We start from the raw sequence: 17,052 nt of genomic DNA on the forward strand, positions 1-17,052 counted from the left end.
GTGGCAATCAAACCGATAGTCTTACATCCTGCAGACGTGCTTGAACAACAAACAGAGCTTGTTGATACATTCGATAAAAAACTGAAAAAACTGCTGGATGATATGTATGATACAATGCTTGAACTAGATGGAGTCGGCCTAGCCGCACCACAAATCGGCATCTCAAAAAGAATCGCCGTGGTCGATATCGGAGAAGATTCTGGGAGGATTGACTTAGTAAATCCTGAGATTCTTGATGTGGAAGGGAGCCAGACAGACATTGAAGGCTGCCTGAGCTTTCCATCTTTGTACGGAACGGTTGAAAGACCAAATTATGTGAAGGTGAAAGCCTTTGATAAGAAAGGCAAACCATTTACAATAGAAGCAGAAGGATTTTTAGCAAGAGCTTTATTGCATGAAATTGATCACTTAGACGGCGTATTATTCACGTCGAAGATCATTCAAACGTATACAGAAAAAGAACTTGCGGAAATGGAAGGGTGAAGAAAATGGCACGTATCGTATTTATGGGAACCCCTGATTTCTCAGTACCTGTGCTGCAAACACTTATAACAGAAGGATACGAAGTTGTCGGGGTCGTCACACAGCCAGATCGCCCGAAAGGCAGAAAACGAGTACTCACGCCGCCTCCTGTGAAAGTGGAAGCCTTAAAACACGGCATTCCAGTTTTACAGCCTGAAAAGGTACGTCTTGATGAAGAAATTGATAAAGTGCTTGCGTTAAAGCCAGATTTGATCGTAACAGCAGCATTCGGACAAATTTTGCCAAAAAGATTACTTGATGAACCTGAATTTGGCTGTATCAACGTTCATGCCTCACTGCTGCCAGAACTAAGAGGCGGTGCACCGATCCATTATGCGATCCTGCAAGGCAAAAAGAAAACAGGCGTGACGATCATGTATATGGTAGAAAAGCTTGATGCAGGTGACATGATTAGCAAAGTAGAAGTAGAAATTGATGAATTAGACAACGTCGGAACACTGCACGATAAATTAAGTGTGGCTGGTGCGGCCTTATTAAAAGACACAGTTCCAAATGTGTTAAGCAGGTCTATCTCGCCAATTCCGCAAAATGAAGAGGCAGCAACGTATGCACCAAATATTAAGCGGGAGCAGGAAAGGTTAGACTGGACCAAGCCAGGAGAAGAGCTTTACAACCAAGTTCGCGGCTTAAATCCATGGCCAGTTGCCTATACTGAATGGAACGGTGCTAACTTAAAAGTATGGGAAGCGAAAAAAGTTCCGCTTCAAGCACCAGAAGAACCTGGGAAAGTGATTGAGCTTCAAAAAGAAGGACCAGTCGTTGGAACAGGAAATCAGCAAGGCCTTTTATTAACGAGTGTACAGCCCGCTGGAAAGAAAAAAATGAGCGGTGAAGACTTCTTAAGAGGCGCAAATATCGAAATTGGACAGAAATTAGGGCTAATCAATGAAGAAAAGTAATGTGAGAGAAGTAGCACTAGACGCTTTGATCAAACTCGAACAAAATCAAGCCTACAGTAACTTGCTTTTGCAGTCAGTGATGAAAGAGAAAGAACTCTCCGATCAAGACAAACCGCTATTAACAGAACTTGTATACGGTACACTGCAAAACAAGCTGGCACTTGATTATATGCTCACACCCTTTGTGAAAAAACCGCAAAAAGTGGCTCCTTGGGTGATGCAGCTTTTACGGATGTCTCTTTATCAGATGGTTTATCTTGAAAAAATTCCAGATCGTGCAGCCATCCATGAAGCAGTGGAACTCACGAAAAAGCGCGGACATAAAGGTATTTCTTCACTAGTCAACGGCGTTCTTCGTTCTGTGCAAAGAGAAGGCGTGCCATCATTTGATGCGATCAAAGATCCGGTCAAGCGGCTATCGGTTGAGACAAGCCATCCATTGTGGCTCGTACAAGAATGGGTGGAGGCGTACGGTTTTGAAGCAGCAGAAAGCATGTGCCGTATTCATTTAGTCCCGCCAAAGCAGACATTGCGTGTCAATCAAATGAAAAAAAACCGCACTGCACTGCAGCAAGAACTCATGGATGCAGGAATTGAGACAGAGCTCGGCGATCTCTCTGAGGATGCACTCAAACTCATGAAAGGATCTATCGTATCCACTCCTTTCTTTCAAGAGGGCTTTGTCACGATCCAAGATGAAAGCTCCATGCTTGTCGCAAGAGCGCTGGACCCTCAGCCGGGAGAAATGGTGCTTGATGCCTGTGCCGCCCCTGGTGGTAAATCAACACATATTGCAGAGCGAATGAACGATGAGGGGAACATTGTGTCTCTTGATTTACATGAGCACAAAGTAAAACTGATCAAACAGGCGGCAAAGCGTCTAAACTTAACGCATATTGAGGCAAAAGCGCTTGATGCAAGAAAAGCATCCGACCATTATGATGATGCTTCGTTTGACCGTATTCTCATTGATGCACCATGTTCAGGTTTTGGCGTCATCAGACGAAAACCAGATATGAAATATACAAAGTCCTCGGAAGACTCAGCAAGACTTGCGACAATTCAGCAATCGATCTTGCATGAAACAGCCCAGCTGCTAAAGCCAGGCGGAACCCTTGTATACAGTACATGTACAATGGATCCAACAGAAAATCAACAAGTGATTCATGCGTTTTTACAAGAACACCAAGACTTCGAACCCGATCTATCTCTTAATGAACGGCTGCCTGAGCAGGTTGCTCCGTTTGTTCAAAACGGAAGTGTACAAATACTTCCTCATTATTTCGGAACAGATGGTTTCTTTATTTGCAGCATGAGAAAGAAGGGATAAAAAATGACAGAACAAAAACAAAAAGTAAGAAAAGAACTGAAAACAGACATGCCGTCGATCTACTCATTTGAGCTAAATGAAATCAAAGACTGGTTAAAGGAACAAGGCGAAAAGCCTTTCCGTGCAACACAAATTTTCGAGTGGCTTTATGAAAAACGCGTCACATCCTTTGATGAAATGTCTAACCTTTCAAAGGAATTAAGAGAAAAATTAAAAGATCAATTCGCCATCACGACTTTAAAAACAGTGATCAAACAAACATCTCAAGATGGAACGATCAAGTTCTTATTTGAATTACACGATGGCTATACCATTGAAACCGTGCTAATGCGCCACGAATACGGCAACTCTGTCTGCGTCACAACACAGGTAGGCTGCCGGATTGGCTGTACATTCTGTGCATCTACACTTGGTGGATTGAAACGTAACCTTGAGGCGGGAGAAATTGTGGCCCAAGTATTGAAAGTACAACAGGCGCTTGATGAAACAGATGAACGCGTCAGCTCAGTTGTCATCATGGGAATTGGCGAACCGTTTGATAACTTTGATGAAATGCTTGCATTCCTTAAAATCATTAACCATGACAACGGCTTAAATATTGGAGCACGTCATATTACGGTTTCGACGAGCGGGATCATTCCAAAGATTTATCAATTTGCGGATGAGCAAATGCAAATCAACTTTGCTGTCTCCCTGCACGCACCAAATACTGAAATTCGAAGCCGCCTCATGCCAATCAATAAGGCATACAAGCTGCCAAAATTAATGGAAGCTATTGAATACTACATTCAAAAAACAGGCAGACGCGTGAGCTTTGAATACGGTCTGTTTGGCGGAGTCAATGATCAAGTTCATCACGCAGAAGAACTTGCTGATTTATTAAAAGGAATCAAATGCCATGTAAACCTCATCCCGGTGAACTATGTACCAGAAAGAGATTACGTGAGAACACCAAGAGAGCAAATCTTCCTATTTGAAAAAACGCTGAAAGAACGAGGCGTAAACGTAACGATTAGACGAGAGCAAGGCCATGATATTGATGCTGCTTGCGGTCAGCTAAGAGCGAAGGAGCGTCAGGAAGAGACGAGGTGACGAATGTTGATAAGGGCAGCCTTTCAAACCGATACAGGAAAAGTCCGTCAGCATAATGAAGATGATGCAGGTATTTTTGAAGCAAAAGAAGACACACTTCTAGCTGTTGTAGCAGATGGAATGGGAGGTCATCTTGCTGGTGATGTAGCCAGTAAGATGGCAGTTTCTTCTTTAAAAGAATACTGGCAAGAAACATCTTCAATTCCAAATAAACCAGCCGATCAAGAAAATTGGTTAATCTCAAAAATTAGCGACATTAATGACCAAGTATACGAACATGCGAAAAACAATGAGGAATGCCAAGGAATGGGGACGACCATCGTTTGTGCGCTCGTTCATTTGCAAACGGTCACAATTGCCCATATTGGTGACAGCCGCTGCTATTTGCTAAGAGAAGGCGCGCTGACCCAATTAACAGATGATCACTCACTAGTGAATGAGTTAGTGAAAACAGGAGAAATTTCAAAAGCGGATGCAGAATATCATCCAAGAAAAAATGTGCTGACCAAAGCGTTAGGAACAGATAAACACGTTCAAATTGATGCACGAACTTTTGAAGTGGATCCAGGAGATCAAATTTTGCTTTGCTCAGACGGATTATCGAATAAAGTAGAAGAAGAACATTTGATTCAGATTTTATCGCAAACAACCGAACCAGATGAAAAAGTAACAGAGTTAGTTCAAACAGCGAATGACAACGGCGGTGAAGATAACATTACAGCAGTACTGTTAGAAATCTCCTCCCAAACAGAGGAGGGTGACAGCAAGTGTTGATCGGAAAAAGGATCAGCGGCCGTTATCAAATTCTTCGCGCCATAGGCGGAGGCGGAATGGCCAACGTTTATTTGGCGGAGGATATGATTTTAGATCGCGAAGTGGCGATTAAAATTTTACGGTTTGACTTTGCAAGCGATGATGATTTTATTAGACGGTTCCGGAGAGAAGCGCAATCAGCAGCCAGCTTAGATCATCCGAATATTGTCAGTATCTACGATGTAGGAGAAGAAGATGACATTTATTATATTGTCATGGAATATGTCGAAGGGATGACGCTGAAAGAATACATAAACGCCAATGGACCGCTTCATCCAAAAGAAGCCGTTCGCATCATGGAGCAAGTCGTTGCGGCGATGGAAGAAGCCCATGCGAAACAGCTCGTCCATCGAGACATTAAGCCTCACAATATATTAATAGACAACTTGGGGAATATCAAAGTCACTGATTTTGGTATTGCCATGGCGCTTAGCTCAGCGACCATTACCCATACGAATTCTGTTCTTGGCTCCGTGCATTATTTGTCCCCAGAGCAAGCGCGCGGCGGTCTTGCAACGAAAAAGTCAGACATTTATTCACTTGGTATTGTTCTTTATGAGCTGATTTCAGGACGCATGCCATTTGAAGGAGAATCCGCTGTCAGTGTCGCACTTAAGCATTTGCAATCAGAGCCGCCATCTGTGAGAAGGTGGAATCCTTCTGTACCACAAAGCGTGGAGAACATCATCTTAAAGGCGATGGCCAAAGATCCATTCTATCGATACGAAGATGCATCTGAAATGCAAAAAGACTTAAAAACGGCTTTTGACCCTGCAAGACTAAAAGAAAAGCGCTTTGTCATTGAAGAAGATCATGAAGCAACAAAAGCCATTCCTATTATAAAAGACCATCAAGTCGATCAAGACAATGAAAAAACAGCCGTCCACCCGGTTCAAAAACCAAAGAAAAAAGAGAAACAAAAACCGAAGAAAAAACGGAAAAAATGGCCGTGGATTGTAGCGTCGATCTTATTTGTTTTGACGGCTGCGACCATTTTAGCGATCACGGTCTTCCCAGGATTACTCTTTCCAAAGGATGTAGAGGTGACCGATGTTTCTGGCATGACGGTTGAAAAAGCGGAAGATACCTTGAAGAAAGCCGGATTTACCGTCGCTTCTGAACCCATTGATATTGCCGACGAGAAGATTGAAAAAGGGCTGGTTGTCAAAACAGACCCTAAAATCGGAACAAAGGTAAAAGAAGGGACAGAAATTCAGCTTTATCAAAGTACAGGTAAAGAAAAAACCGAATTACCTGATGTAACAGGTGAAAAGGTCGAGAAAGCAAAAGAACTATTAGAGAAAAAAGGGTTTAAACAGGTTGTTGTAGAGGAAGTGAATGATAATGACACAGAATCAGGCATTGTCATGGAACAGAAACCTTCTGCGAATACAGAACTTGTCGCAGCAGATGAAGAAGTCACATTGACCGTCAGTATAGGCCCTGCCGATATTACCTTACGGGATTTAACGACGTATAGTAAACAGGCCGCATCAAATTATCTAGAGGATAATGGACTAAAGCTAGATGAAAAAGAAGCATATTCTGACGATGTGCCAAAAGGTGAGGTCATGAAGCAGGAACCGGGAGCGGGGACAGCTGTTAAACCTGGTGATACGGTTAAAATTACGTTCTCTCTTGGCCCAAAAGAGAAACCGGCTAAAACGGTGACTGAAAAGATTGCGATCCCGTATGAACCAGAAACAGAAGGACAAGAAATGAATGTTCAAATATCTATTGATGACGCAGAACATAGCATTTCTGATTTATATGAAACCTTTAAAATCACTGCGCCCACTGAGCGAACGATTAAATTTAAGATAGAACCTGGTCAAAAAGGATACTATCAGGTGACAGTGGATGATAAAGTAGTAAGCTCCAAAACGATTGAATACCCTGATGATGAATAAAGGAGGGACTTTATGCCTGAGGGCAAAATTATTAAAGCATTAAGCGGATTTTATTATGTGCTGGATGAGTCTCTAGAAAGTGGCAAAGTAATTCAGTGTAGAGCAAGAGGGATTTTTCGTAAAAACAAAATAACCCCGCTTGTTGGAGATTATGTCGTCTATCAAGCAGATAACGATAAGGAAGGCTATTTGCTGGAAGTAAAAGAGCGGACCAATGAGCTGATTCGCCCGCCTATTAGCAACGTTGATCAAGCGGTGCTCGTTTTCTCAGCAGCAGAGCCGACCTTTAGTACATCGCTGTTAGACAGATTCCTAGTGCTTGTTGAAGAGAGCCAGATTGAACCGATTATCTGCATCACAAAAATGGACTTGCTGAAAACAGAGCAAGAGCGAGAAACGATTCAAGCCTATGCAGAAGACTATCGCCAAATTGGATACGACGTTCATTTAACATCGACGATCGAAGGGGATGGAATTGAAAAGCTGACCCCGCATTTCCATCACAAGATTACTGTATTTGCAGGTCAATCAGGTGTAGGGAAGTCTTCTCTCTTAAATGCGATGAGTCCTGATTTAGCACTGAAAACAAATGATATTTCCTCCCATCTTGGCAGGGGGAAACATACAACAAGACATGTGGAACTCATTCGAACGGCTGAAGGGCTCATTGCCGATACACCAGGATTTAGCTCGCTTGAATTTACAGGTATCGAAGCGGAAGATTTAGGGCTCTATTTCTTAGAAATCAGAGAGAAGAGTGCAGAATGTAAATTCAGGGGCTGTTTGCACGTAAAAGAGCCTGGATGTGCGGTAAAAGAGGCAGTAGAACACGATCGCATCAGAGAGTATCGCTATCAGCATTATTTAGAGTTTTTAACTGAAATTAAAGACAGAAAGCCGAGGTACTAAATCATGGTTTATATTGCCCCATCCATTTTATCAGCCGATTTTGCCAATCTGGAGAAAGATATCCGTGATGTGGAACAAGGTGGAGCGGATTATATTCATATTGATGTGATGGACGGTCATTTTGTACCGAATATGACATTTGGACCAAATGTAGTGGAGGCGATCAGGCCGCATACAAAGCTGCCGCTCGATGTTCACTTAATGATTGAGCAGCCAGACCAGTATATCCCTGCATTTGCAAAAGCGGGCGCTGATATTATTTCTGTCCATGTTGAGGCATGTCCACACTTACATCGCACGATTCAGCATATAAAAGAACAAGGTGTCAAAGCAGGGGTTGTTTTAAACCCGCACACACCCGTTTCTCAAATCGCGCATGTATTAGAGGATGTTGACCTCGTCTTATTCATGACGGTGAACCCTGGTTTTGGCGGACAGGCGTTTATTCCTTCTGTTCTCTCAAAGGTAAAAGAAGTAAAGACACTTAGTGAACAAAAAGGCTTAACTGATTTACTCATTGAAATAGATGGCGGTGTCAATGTAGAGACAGCAAAGAGCTGCAAAGAGGCAGGCGCTAATCTACTTGTTGCCGGCTCAGCGGTATATGGGAAAGATGACCGCGCGGCGGCCATTCAGGCCATTCGAGAAGCATAAGAAAAAGAACCAAAGTCATTGTGATCTTTGGTTCTTTTTCAATGGAGAGGAGCGTAATCATGCACATACATATCGTAGCCGGCGGTCCTTTTGCGTACATCCCGCCGCTTGATCATGAAGCATCTGAGGAGGACATTCTCTGGGTCGGCGTAGATCGGGGGACCCTTTTCTTACTAGAGCATGGCATTGTACCTGACAGAGCATTTGGTGATTTTGATAGTGTGACAGAAGAAGAGCTTCATGAACTGAAAAAGAAATTGCCTGCACTCAATTTATTTCAGGCAGAGAAAGATGAAACGGATTTAGAACTTGCGCTGAACTGGTCTTTGCGTCAGAATCCAGCACATATTCAAATTTACGGCATCACAGGCGGAAGAGCAGATCATTTTCTTGGGAATATCCATCTCCTTTACAAAGGCATTCAGCACAAACAGAGCATGACCCTTGTAGATAAACAAAATATCATTCAAATGTTTGGACCTGGTACATACGAAATCAAACAAGACGCGGATAAAAAATATGTGTCGTTTTTGCCCTTCGGTACATCGGTTGAAAAGCTGACATTAAAAGGTTTCAAATATCCTCTGAAAAATTGTCATATTGAGCCTGGTTCCACACTATGTATTAGTAACGAACTCATCCACTCAAATGGTACTTTTTCTTTTCATGAAGGCATATTAATAATGGTAAGAAGCAAAGATTGACCAACCTATCAATGTGGATGGCTGATTAAGCTCAATTGTGCTGCAAGCGGTACTTTTAGGAGGGGGACAAAATGAAATTTTATACAATCAAACTGCCTAGATTTCTTGGCGGCATTGTCCGTGCGATGCTTGGTTCATTTAAGAAAGATTAATGAGTAATCTCCTTTATTTCCACATAAAAACGCCTGCTACAGTTAAATGTAGCAGGCGTTTACTCTTGCTTATACACGCTCAACTTTACCAGATTTCAAAGCTCGAGCTGATACATATACTCTTTTAGGCTTACCGTCCACTAGAATACGAACTTTTTGAAGGTTCGCGCCCCATGTACGTTTTGTAGAGTTCATTGCGTGAGAACGGTTGTTCCCAGCTTTTGTTTTTCTGCCTGTAATAACGCATTTACGTGCCATTTGTTTCCCTCCTAACTGCGAAAACATCATCATATTCTTCATATACGTACTTAGAGATGCCTCAAGATACTTTAATAATTTACCACAGCTTCAAGGGGTTTGCAAGGATTGTTTACTCCTCTTTCAAGAAAAATACCTTGACATCTTGATAAAAAATCAAGGCTATAGTATAAGTAGGATTGGGTCGGATTGAATGATTTCTTTTAAAAAGAAGGGTCTTATAGTAAAATAGTGATAACTCAGGGCAATTTCTCAAAAAGGGGGAACCAATGTGTCCATTGAACTTAGAACGAAATACGGACAAATTGATATATCAAATGAAGTCATTGCAATGGTGGCAGGAGGCGCTGCGATCGATTGCTATGGTATTGTTGGCATGGCGTCCAAAAATCAAATAAAGGACGGCTTGACGGATATTCTCCGCAAAGAGAACTTCAGCCGGGGTGTTCTTGTGCGTCAAAAAGAAGATCGCATTCATATTGATATGTACATCATCGTCAGCTACGGTACAAAAATATCAGAAGTCGCACATAATGTTCAAACGAAAGTCAAATATACGATTCATCACACGATTGGACTTTCAGTTGACTCAGTCAACATTTATGTACAAGGAGTAAAAGTTACGAACCCGTAGTAAGGAGGAAATATATTGTCTATTAGAAATCTGGGTGGCCGCTCATTTGCAAAAATGATTCTTGCAGGTGCTCACCATCTTTCTCAAAACGCACAAATTGTTGATGCGTTAAATGTTTTTCCAGTGCCAGACGGAGACACGGGGACAAATATGAATTTGTCAATGACTTCAGGGGCAAAAGCAGTTGAAGAAACAAATACCGATCACATTGGTAAGGTCGGGGTGGCTCTGTCGAAAGGGCTGTTAATGGGGGCAAGAGGAAACTCAGGTGTGATCCTGTCTCAGCTCTTCAGAGGTTTCAGCAAAAATATAGAACAAAAAGAAACAATTGACGCAAAAGAATTTGCGCTTGCCTTGCAGGCTGGTGTTGATACAGCATATAAAGCCGTCATGAAACCGATTGAAGGAACCATCTTAACGGTTGCAAAAGACGCAGCAAAGAAAGCGGTTGCTGTTTCAGCAACAGAAGACCAAATCGATCGTGTGCTTGAATTAACGATTGAGGAAGCAAGAGCATCACTTGACCGCACACCAGATCTCCTTCCTGTTTTAAAAGAAGTCGGCGTTGTAGATAGCGGCGGTAAAGGACTTCTTTGTGTATATGAAGGATTCCTTGCTTCATTAAGAGGAGAAGAGCTTCCTCCTAAAACGGCCTCTTTGCCAACATTAAAAGAATTAGTGAGTGCAGAGCATCATAAAAGTGCACAAAGCCATATGAACACAGAAGATATTGAATTTGGCTACTGTACAGAATTTATGGTGAAATTTGAAGAAGACAAACAGTCCTTTGACGAAAATGCCTTCAGAGAAGAATTAAGCGAATTCGGAGATTCACTTCTTGTGGTATCTGATGATACGCTTGCAAAAGTTCATATTCATGCAGAGCAGCCAGGAGATGTCTTATCATATGCACAGCGCTACGGCAGCTTAATTAATATGAAAATTGAAAACATGAGAGAGCAGCATAGCTCGATCGTCAATGAAGAAAAAGATCACTCGCCTGCTGCACCAAAAGCAACAGCTGCTGAAAAACAGCGTTTTGGAGTAGTGAGTGTCGCAATGGGAGAAGGGATTGCTGACTTGTTTAAAAGTATCGGAGCATCCGTCGTCATTGAAGGCGGACAGACAATGAATCCGAGCACAGAAGACATTGTCAAAGCAATTGATAGCATTCATGCCGAAACCGTCTTTATCTTACCTAATAATTCTAATATTGTCATGGCAGCTAAACAGGCGGCAACTGTCTCAAGTCGTGAGGTCGTTGTTATTCCGACAAAGACCGTTCCTCAAGGAATGTCGGCACTTCTTTCTCTAAATGAAACAGCTTCAAATGAAGACAATGAAGCAGCGATGTTAGAAGCGATTGATCATGTGAAAAGCGGCCAAATTACCTTTGCAGTGAGAGATACCCAAATTGATGGGATCGACATTGCCAAAGGCGATTATATGGGCCTATACAATGGAAAAATCACCTTAACAGCTAAAAATCAATTAGATGCAGCAAAAGAGCTTTTGACCCAAATGGTGACAGAAGATGATGAGATTGTCACAATCATCAAAGGGGAAGATGCATCATCTGATGAGATGGAAGCTTTAGAAGCATATATTGAAGAAACATTTGAAGATGTAGAAGTTGAAGTCCACGATGGAAAACAGCCGCTTTATTCATATATTTTGGCTGTTGAATAAAGAAAGAAGGGCACATGAAGCCCTTCTTCTTCTTTTGCATTTTTTTACTATGTGTTCATCGGTGAAATGAGTTGCGGGAATCGAATGAATCCATTAGTCTAAAGGGAGTAACAAACCAATCTGTGATTGGTGATGAGAGGGGAAGACCTATGAAATTTAGAAGTGTGTTTGATATTATTGGACCCGTCATGATTGGTCCATCAAGTTCGCACACGGCGGGTGCGGCTCGTATTGGAAGAGTGGCTCGCAGCTTGTTCGGAAGAGAACCGAAACGAATTATTGTATCGTTTTATGGCTCTTTTAAAGATACGTATAAAGGACACGGGACAGATGTAGCCATTATCGGCGGTGTTCTTGACTTTGATACATTTGATGAACGAATTAAAACAGCGATCGATATTGCAAAAAGCAAAGAAATCGACATTGAGTTTAAAGAAGAAGATGCGGTGCCAGCGCATCCGAATACAGCAAAAGTAGAAATTTCAGATGCGAATGGAAGCCTTGAATTAATCGGGATTTCCATTGGCGGAGGTAAAATTGAAATCACAGAATTAAATGGCTTTGAACTGAGACTCTCAGGGAATCACCCAGCCATTCTTGTGGTTCATAACGACCGTTACGGGACGATTGCAGCAGTTGCCAATGTGTTAGCGAAATTCGCCATCAACATTGGTCATATGGAAGTGGCACGTAAAGAGGTCGGGCAAGAAGCACTCATGACGATTGAAGTGGATCAGAATATTGATCCAGCGGTTTTAACAGAGCTTGAGACGCTGCCAAACATTATTCAAGTCACACAAATTGCAGAGTAACAACAAGGAGGTTATGTATGATGTTTAAAAACGTCAAAGAACTCGTGCAGCTAACAGAAGAACGGAATACCTCCATTTCAGAAATTATGATTACTCAAGAAATGGAAGTGACAGGGAAGTCACGTGAAGACATTTTCTCGCAGATGTACCGCAACCTAGAAGTGATGGAACAGGCCGTTGAAAACGGACTGAAAGGTGTGAAATCATTATCTGGTTTAACAGGCGGGGATGCGGTGAAACTTCAAGCATATATCGCATCAGGCAAAACATTGTCTGGTCATACCATTTTAGATGCTGTCAGTAAGGCAGTGGCAACAAATGAAGTGAACGCAGCAATGGGAACGATCTGTGCAACGCCTACAGCTGGCTCAGCAGGTGTTGTGCCAGGAACGCTCTTTGCGGTGAAAGAAACATTAAAGCCAACAAAGGAACAAATGGTCAGATTCCTATTTACATCTGGTGCATTTGGTTTTGTTGTCGCCAATAACGCAAGTATCTCTGGTGCAGCAGGCGGCTGTCAGGCAGAAGTAGGATCTGCATCAGGTATGGCAGCAGCAGCCATTGTAGAAATGGCAGGCGGTACGCCACAGCAATCCGCTGAAGCCATGGCCATCACCCTAAAAAATATGCTAGGTCTTGTTTGCGATCCAGTCGCAGGACTTGTGGAAGTGCCATGTGTGAAACGAAACGCAATGGGCGCTTCTAATGCGATGATTGCAGCAGATATGGCACTTGCCGGCATTACAAGCCGCATCCCTTGTGATGAAGTCATTGATGCGATGTACAAAATTGGTCAAACGATGCCAACCGCTCTTCGTGAGACTGCACAAGGCGGACTTGCTGCAACACCGACAGCAAAAGAGCTTGAAAAGAAGATTTTCGGAGGTGTGACCTCATCTCGTGATACAGAAATTGCAAGATAAGATCTCTGCCTTGAAAGGGATTGGAGAAGAAACAGAAAAAACCCTAAATGAACTTGGAATCTACACAGTAGCCGATTTACTCGGCTACTTTCCTTATCGATATGACGACTATGAGCTTCGCAACTTAGAAGAAGTCAGGCATGACGAACGTGTCACAGTTGAAGGAAAAGTGCACAGTGAGCCCGTTCTCACCTATTATGGAAAAAAACGAAGCAGGCTGACATTCAGGCTGCTTGTCGGTCGTTTTTTGATTACAGCCATATGCTTCAATCGCCCTTATTTAAAACGAAGTCTTGTTTTAGGCGATACGGTATCCGTCACAGGGAAGTGGGATAAAAACCGGCAATCCATTATGGTTCAGGAATTTAAAAAAGGAACACACGAACAAGATGGCAGTATAGAACCTGTTTATTCGGTCAAAGAAAATGTAACCGTGAAAATGATGAGGCGTTTTGTGAAACAAGCGTTGTCACTCTATGTAGATCATGCAGAAGATCCACTGCCAAAGCAGCTTGTAGCTGCTTATAAACTCATGTCTTATCAAGAAGCACTAAAAACCATTCATCTCCCTGAAACGAGAGACTCGCTCAAGCAAGCAAGACGACGCTTCGTGTACGAGGAATTTCTCATCTTTCAGCTGAAGATGCAGGCGATCAGAAAAAAAGAACGAGAAAAAACATCAGGCATCCAGCATCCGTTCTCAAAAGAGGCGGTCTTTGAGTTTGTTCATAGCCTGCCGTTCCCGCTGACAAAAGCACAATCAAGAGTGCTGGATGAAATTATGTCAGATATGGCATCCCCGTACCGAATGAACCGGCTTCTTCAAGGGGATGTTGGATCGGGGAAAACAGCTGTAGCGGCAATTGCCCTTTATGCCGCTCATTTATCCGGCTTTCAAGGTGCGCTGATGGTGCCAACTGAAATTTTGGCTGAACAGCATGCCGATTCACTGTATCAGCTATTTGAAAAATGGGGGCTAAATATTGCTCTTTTGACGAGTTCAGTGAAAGGAAAGCGCCGCAGAGAACTGCTTGAACGTCTGAAAGAGGGAGATATTGATATTTTAGTCGGCACGCATGCCCTTATCCAGGACGAAGTGGAATTTCAGCAGCTTGGTCTTGTTATTACAGATGAACAGCACAGGTTCGGCGTGGAACAGCGGAAAAAACTGCGAAGCAAAGGGCAGGACCCAGATGTTTTGTTTATGACCGCAACGCCGATTCCAAGAACGCTTGCCATCACAGTATTTGGAGAAATGGACGTCTCTGTCATTGATGAGCTGCCAGCTGGCCGAAAGCAGATTGAAACGTATTGGGTGAAGCATGACATGCTTGAGCGGATTCTTGCTTTTGTTGATAAAGAGCTGAGAAAAGGCAGACAAGCGTATATTATTTGTCCACTTATAGAAGAATCAGACAAACTGGATGTCCAAAATGCGATTGATGTTCACAGCATGCTGACAGAGGCGTATCGCGGAAAATGGTCGATCGGCTTAATGCACGGGAAACTTGCAAGTGATGAAAAAGATCAAGTGATGAGAGATTTCACTTCCAATGAAGTGCAAATCCTTGTGTCAACGACAGTTGTTGAAGTTGGAGTCAACGTGCCAAATGCGACCATCATGGTCATTTATGATGCGGACCGTTTTGGACTGTCACAGCTTCATCAGTTAAGAGGCCGGGTCGGACGCGGAGAGCATCAATCTTTTTGTATTTTAATGGCGGACCCTAAATCAGAGACCGGTAAAGAGCGCATGCGGATCATGTCTGAAACAACAGATGGCTTTGAACTGTCTGAAAAGGACTTAGAACTAAGAGGCCCTGGCGACTTCTTTGGCAAGAAACAAAGCGGAATGCCTGAATTTAAAGTGGCAGATATGGTTCATGACTATAGAGCGCTTGAAACCGCTAGAAAAGATGCGGCAGAGCTCGTGCAGTCTGAAGCCTTTTGGACAGACCCTGAATACAAAGAACTTAGGCAAACACTCGTAGACAGCGGTGTGCTTGGCGGAGATAAATTGAGCTGATCAAGTGCTGGAGGAATTTTCTTGTCTTTTTGAAACAAGGATTGATTTATCATCTATGAGATTATATACTACTATTAGTACCTAGTCATAAATGTACGGATGGTGTCTGCATATGAAACTAAATAAAAAAGAACGACAAAGGCTTCTCCAGCAAACGATCAGCTCGACTCCGTTCATTACTGATGAAGAATTGGCAAGTAAGTTCGGTGTAAGCATTCAAACAGTTCGTCTTGACCGTTTGGAGCTGTCAATCCCTGAATTACGCGAACGAATTAAGCACGTGGCCGAAAAGACATTAGAGGATGAAGTGAAGTCTCTTCCGCTGGATGAAGTCATTGGAGAAATGATTGATGTAGAGCTTGATGATCAAGCGATTTCCATTTTTGAAGTAAGAAAAGAGCATGTATTCAGCCGTAACCAAATTGCCAGGGGACATCATCTTTTTGCCCAGGCAAATTCGCTGGCAGTAGCCGTCATCGACGATGAACTGGCTTTGACAGCAAAAGCAAATATTAAGTTTACAAGGCAGGTCAAACAAGGCGAAAGAGTCGTCTCAAAAGCCAAAGTTGCCTCACATGATAAAGAAAAAGGCAGAACGGTAGTTGAAGTAAACAGCTATGTAGGTGAGGAAGTTGTCTTCTCAGGCGATTTCGTCATGTATCGCTCAAAACAAAAGTAAAAGGTGGCACATAACATGAGAATTGCAGTCGATGCAATGGGGGGAGATCATGCCCCTAAAGCCATTATTGACGGTGTGCAAAAAAGCTTAGAAGCATTTTCAGATATCGAGATTACACTAGTCGGCGATGAAAGCAAGATCAAATCATACATAACAAATCATGAACGCATCACGATCTTAGATGCAAAAGAAGTCATTGAACCAACGGATGAGCCAGTGCGTGCAGTGAGACGTAAAAAGGATTCTTCTATGGTGAAAATGGCGCAGGAAGTTTCAGAAGGAAGAGCAGATGCCTGTATTTCAGCTGGAAATACTGGGGCTCTCATGACAGCAGGCCTGTTTATCGTAGGCAGAATTGATGGCATTGACAGACCAGCACTTGCTCCGACGTTGCCAACACTTGATGGCAGCGGGTTCTTATTGTTGGATGTCGGCGCAAACGTTGATGCAAAGCCAGAGCATCTTGTGCAATATGCCATGATGGGATCTATTTACGCAGAGCATGTCTTCCCGAAGAGCAATCCACGCGTTGGACTTTTAAATGTCGGGACAGAAGATAAAAAAGGCAACGATTTAACGAAAAAAACCTTTGAATTATTAAAAGCATCAGATTTGAATTTCGTAGGAAATGTAGAATCGCGTGACTTATTAGAGGGTGTAGCTGATGTCGTTGTCACAGATGGTTTCACTGGGAATATCGCCCTTAAAACGATCGAAGGCACAGCCCTTTCTGTTTTTAAAATGCTGAAAGAAACCTTAACATCCAGTTTCACTGCTAAAATAGCAGCAGGTATGATGAAGCCAAAATTAATGCAGATGAAATCTAAAATGGATTACTCCGAATATGGTGGTGCCGCATTATTTGGTTTAAAAGCGCCCGTTATTAAAGCGCATGGTTCCTCTGATGAAAATGCGATTTTTCATGCCATTCGTCAGGCGCGCGACATCGTTAAAAAAGACGTTTCAGCTATCATTCATCAAGAAGTTCAAAAAGAAGACACGAATGAGTCGTAATGGAGGTAGAG

General features: G+C 42.7%; 18 protein-coding genes. 17 read left to right on the forward strand and 1 reads right to left on the reverse strand.

Going from position 1 to position 17,052, the window contains the following annotated elements:
• The 10 genes from def (at window position 1) to spoVM (ending at window position 9,006) form a co-directional block, all read left to right on the forward strand.
• Complete coding sequence (def, locus tag AC0VYC_RS07605) at window positions 1–483, forward strand: peptide deformylase (RefSeq protein WP_008344891.1); 483 nt, start codon at window positions 1–3, stop codon at window positions 481–483.
• A gap of 5 nt (window positions 484–488) precedes the next feature.
• Window positions 489–1,442, forward strand: a complete 954-nt coding sequence (fmt, locus tag AC0VYC_RS07610; RefSeq protein WP_017359336.1) for a methionyl-tRNA formyltransferase — start codon at window positions 489–491, stop codon at window positions 1,440–1,442.
• The gene (gene rsmB / locus AC0VYC_RS07615) at window positions 1,429–2,772 is read left to right on the forward strand and encodes a 16S rRNA (cytosine(967)-C(5))-methyltransferase RsmB (protein WP_058337363.1); all 1,344 of its coding nucleotides are present in this window, start codon (window positions 1,429–1,431) and stop codon (window positions 2,770–2,772) included. The genes fmt and rsmB overlap by 14 nt, the downstream gene beginning before the upstream one ends.
• A 3-nt stretch (window positions 2,773–2,775) precedes the next feature.
• Window positions 2,776–3,864 carry a dual-specificity RNA methyltransferase RlmN gene (rlmN, locus tag AC0VYC_RS07620; protein WP_024720337.1) on the forward strand — a complete coding sequence of 363 codons (1,089 nt, stop codon included), beginning with the start codon at window positions 2,776–2,778 and terminating at the stop codon, window positions 3,862–3,864.
• Window positions 3,865–3,867: 3 nt separating this feature from the next.
• A complete protein-coding gene (locus tag AC0VYC_RS07625) occupies window positions 3,868–4,638 on the forward strand; it encodes a Stp1/IreP family PP2C-type Ser/Thr phosphatase (protein ID WP_427243685.1) in 771 nt (256 codons plus the stop codon).
• Window positions 4,632–6,587: a Stk1 family PASTA domain-containing Ser/Thr kinase gene (gene pknB, locus AC0VYC_RS07630; RefSeq protein ID WP_427243684.1), complete on the forward strand. Its 1,956-nt coding sequence runs from the start codon at window positions 4,632–4,634 to the stop codon at window positions 6,585–6,587. Before AC0VYC_RS07625 ends, pknB begins: the two co-directional genes overlap by 7 nt.
• A gap of 12 nt (window positions 6,588–6,599) precedes the next feature.
• Window positions 6,600–7,496, forward strand: coding sequence for a ribosome small subunit-dependent GTPase A (rsgA, locus tag AC0VYC_RS07635; protein ID WP_017367225.1), 897 nt, complete (start codon window positions 6,600–6,602; stop codon window positions 7,494–7,496).
• Window positions 7,497–7,499: 3 nt separating this feature from the next.
• On the forward strand, window positions 7,500–8,150 hold the full coding sequence (gene rpe / locus AC0VYC_RS07640) for a ribulose-phosphate 3-epimerase (protein WP_017367226.1): 651 nt from the start codon (window positions 7,500–7,502) through the stop codon (window positions 8,148–8,150).
• Window positions 8,151–8,209: 59 nt separating this feature from the next.
• Complete coding sequence (locus AC0VYC_RS07645; RefSeq protein ID WP_268431955.1) at window positions 8,210–8,854, forward strand: thiamine diphosphokinase; 645 nt, start codon at window positions 8,210–8,212, stop codon at window positions 8,852–8,854.
• Between the two features lie 71 nt (window positions 8,855–8,925).
• Complete coding sequence (spoVM, locus tag AC0VYC_RS07650; protein WP_008354550.1) at window positions 8,926–9,006, forward strand: stage V sporulation protein SpoVM; 81 nt, start codon at window positions 8,926–8,928, stop codon at window positions 9,004–9,006.
• A gap of 69 nt (window positions 9,007–9,075) precedes the next feature.
• On the opposite strand, the gene rpmB is transcribed toward spoVM, so the two are convergent.
• A complete protein-coding gene (gene rpmB, locus AC0VYC_RS07655) occupies window positions 9,076–9,264 on the reverse strand; it encodes a 50S ribosomal protein L28 (protein ID WP_003212514.1) in 189 nt (62 codons plus the stop codon).
• 271 nt (window positions 9,265–9,535) lie between these two features.
• On the opposite strand from rpmB, the gene AC0VYC_RS07660 reads away from it, so the two are divergent.
• The 7 genes from AC0VYC_RS07660 to plsX all read left to right on the forward strand — a co-directional run bounded on the left by AC0VYC_RS07660 (window position 9,536) and on the right by plsX (window position 17,041).
• Window positions 9,536–9,898, forward strand: coding sequence for an Asp23/Gls24 family envelope stress response protein (locus tag AC0VYC_RS07660; RefSeq protein WP_008344871.1), 363 nt, complete (start codon window positions 9,536–9,538; stop codon window positions 9,896–9,898).
• Window positions 9,899–9,913: 15 nt separating this feature from the next.
• Window positions 9,914–11,587 carry a DAK2 domain-containing protein gene (locus AC0VYC_RS07665; protein ID WP_024720341.1) on the forward strand — a complete coding sequence of 558 codons (1,674 nt, stop codon included), beginning with the start codon at window positions 9,914–9,916 and terminating at the stop codon, window positions 11,585–11,587.
• A 149-nt stretch (window positions 11,588–11,736) separates the two neighbouring features.
• Window positions 11,737–12,399: an L-serine ammonia-lyase, iron-sulfur-dependent subunit beta gene (sdaAB, locus tag AC0VYC_RS07670; RefSeq protein ID WP_100324970.1), complete on the forward strand. Its 663-nt coding sequence runs from the start codon at window positions 11,737–11,739 to the stop codon at window positions 12,397–12,399.
• Between the two features lie 20 nt (window positions 12,400–12,419).
• Window positions 12,420–13,322: an L-serine ammonia-lyase, iron-sulfur-dependent, subunit alpha gene (gene sdaAA, locus AC0VYC_RS07675; RefSeq protein WP_475390027.1), complete on the forward strand. Its 903-nt coding sequence runs from the start codon at window positions 12,420–12,422 to the stop codon at window positions 13,320–13,322.
• Window positions 13,300–15,348: an ATP-dependent DNA helicase RecG gene (recG, locus tag AC0VYC_RS07680; protein ID WP_041507316.1), complete on the forward strand. Its 2,049-nt coding sequence runs from the start codon at window positions 13,300–13,302 to the stop codon at window positions 15,346–15,348. The genes sdaAA and recG overlap by 23 nt, the downstream gene beginning before the upstream one ends.
• Before the next feature lie 112 nt (window positions 15,349–15,460).
• Window positions 15,461–16,027, forward strand: a complete 567-nt coding sequence (gene fapR / locus AC0VYC_RS07685) for a transcription factor FapR (protein WP_008344859.1) — start codon at window positions 15,461–15,463, stop codon at window positions 16,025–16,027.
• Window positions 16,028–16,042: 15 nt separating this feature from the next.
• Window positions 16,043–17,041 (forward strand): phosphate acyltransferase PlsX, encoded by a 999-nt coding sequence (gene plsX, locus AC0VYC_RS07690; RefSeq protein ID WP_017359101.1) that lies wholly within the window; start codon window positions 16,043–16,045, stop codon window positions 17,039–17,041.
• The last annotated feature ends 11 nt before the right edge of the window (window positions 17,042–17,052 follow it).

It is taken from the genome of Bacillus sp. iso_77 (genome assembly GCF_056173625.1).

Excerpts from the sequence above, each read along its gene's own strand:
- fmt (WP_017359336.1), top strand. The coding sequence starts at position 489 with ATGGCACGTATCGTATTTATGGGAACCCCTGATTTCTCAGTACCTGTG.
- rsmB (WP_058337363.1), top strand. The coding sequence starts at position 1,429 with ATGAAGAAAAGTAATGTGAGAGAAGTAGCACTAGACGCTTTGATCAAA.
- rlmN (WP_024720337.1), top strand. The coding sequence starts at position 2,776 with ATGACAGAACAAAAACAAAAAGTAAGAAAAGAACTGAAAACAGACATG.
- AC0VYC_RS07625 (WP_427243685.1), top strand. The coding sequence starts at position 3,868 with ATGTTGATAAGGGCAGCCTTTCAAACCGATACAGGAAAAGTCCGTCAG.
- rsgA (WP_017367225.1), top strand. The coding sequence starts at position 6,600 with ATGCCTGAGGGCAAAATTATTAAAGCATTAAGCGGATTTTATTATGTG.
- rpe (WP_017367226.1), top strand. The coding sequence starts at position 7,500 with ATGGTTTATATTGCCCCATCCATTTTATCAGCCGATTTTGCCAATCTG.
- AC0VYC_RS07645 (WP_268431955.1), top strand. The coding sequence starts at position 8,210 with ATGCACATACATATCGTAGCCGGCGGTCCTTTTGCGTACATCCCGCCG.
- spoVM (WP_008354550.1), top strand. The coding sequence starts at position 8,926 with ATGAAATTTTATACAATCAAACTGCCTAGATTTCTTGGCGGCATTGTC.
- rpmB (WP_003212514.1), bottom strand. The coding sequence starts at position 9,264 with ATGGCACGTAAATGCGTTATTACAGGCAGAAAAACAAAAGCTGGGAAC.
- sdaAB (WP_100324970.1), top strand. The coding sequence starts at position 11,737 with ATGAAATTTAGAAGTGTGTTTGATATTATTGGACCCGTCATGATTGGT.
- sdaAA (WP_475390027.1), top strand. The coding sequence starts at position 12,420 with ATGTTTAAAAACGTCAAAGAACTCGTGCAGCTAACAGAAGAACGGAAT.
- fapR (WP_008344859.1), top strand. The coding sequence starts at position 15,461 with ATGAAACTAAATAAAAAAGAACGACAAAGGCTTCTCCAGCAAACGATC.
- plsX (WP_017359101.1), top strand. The coding sequence starts at position 16,043 with ATGAGAATTGCAGTCGATGCAATGGGGGGAGATCATGCCCCTAAAGCC.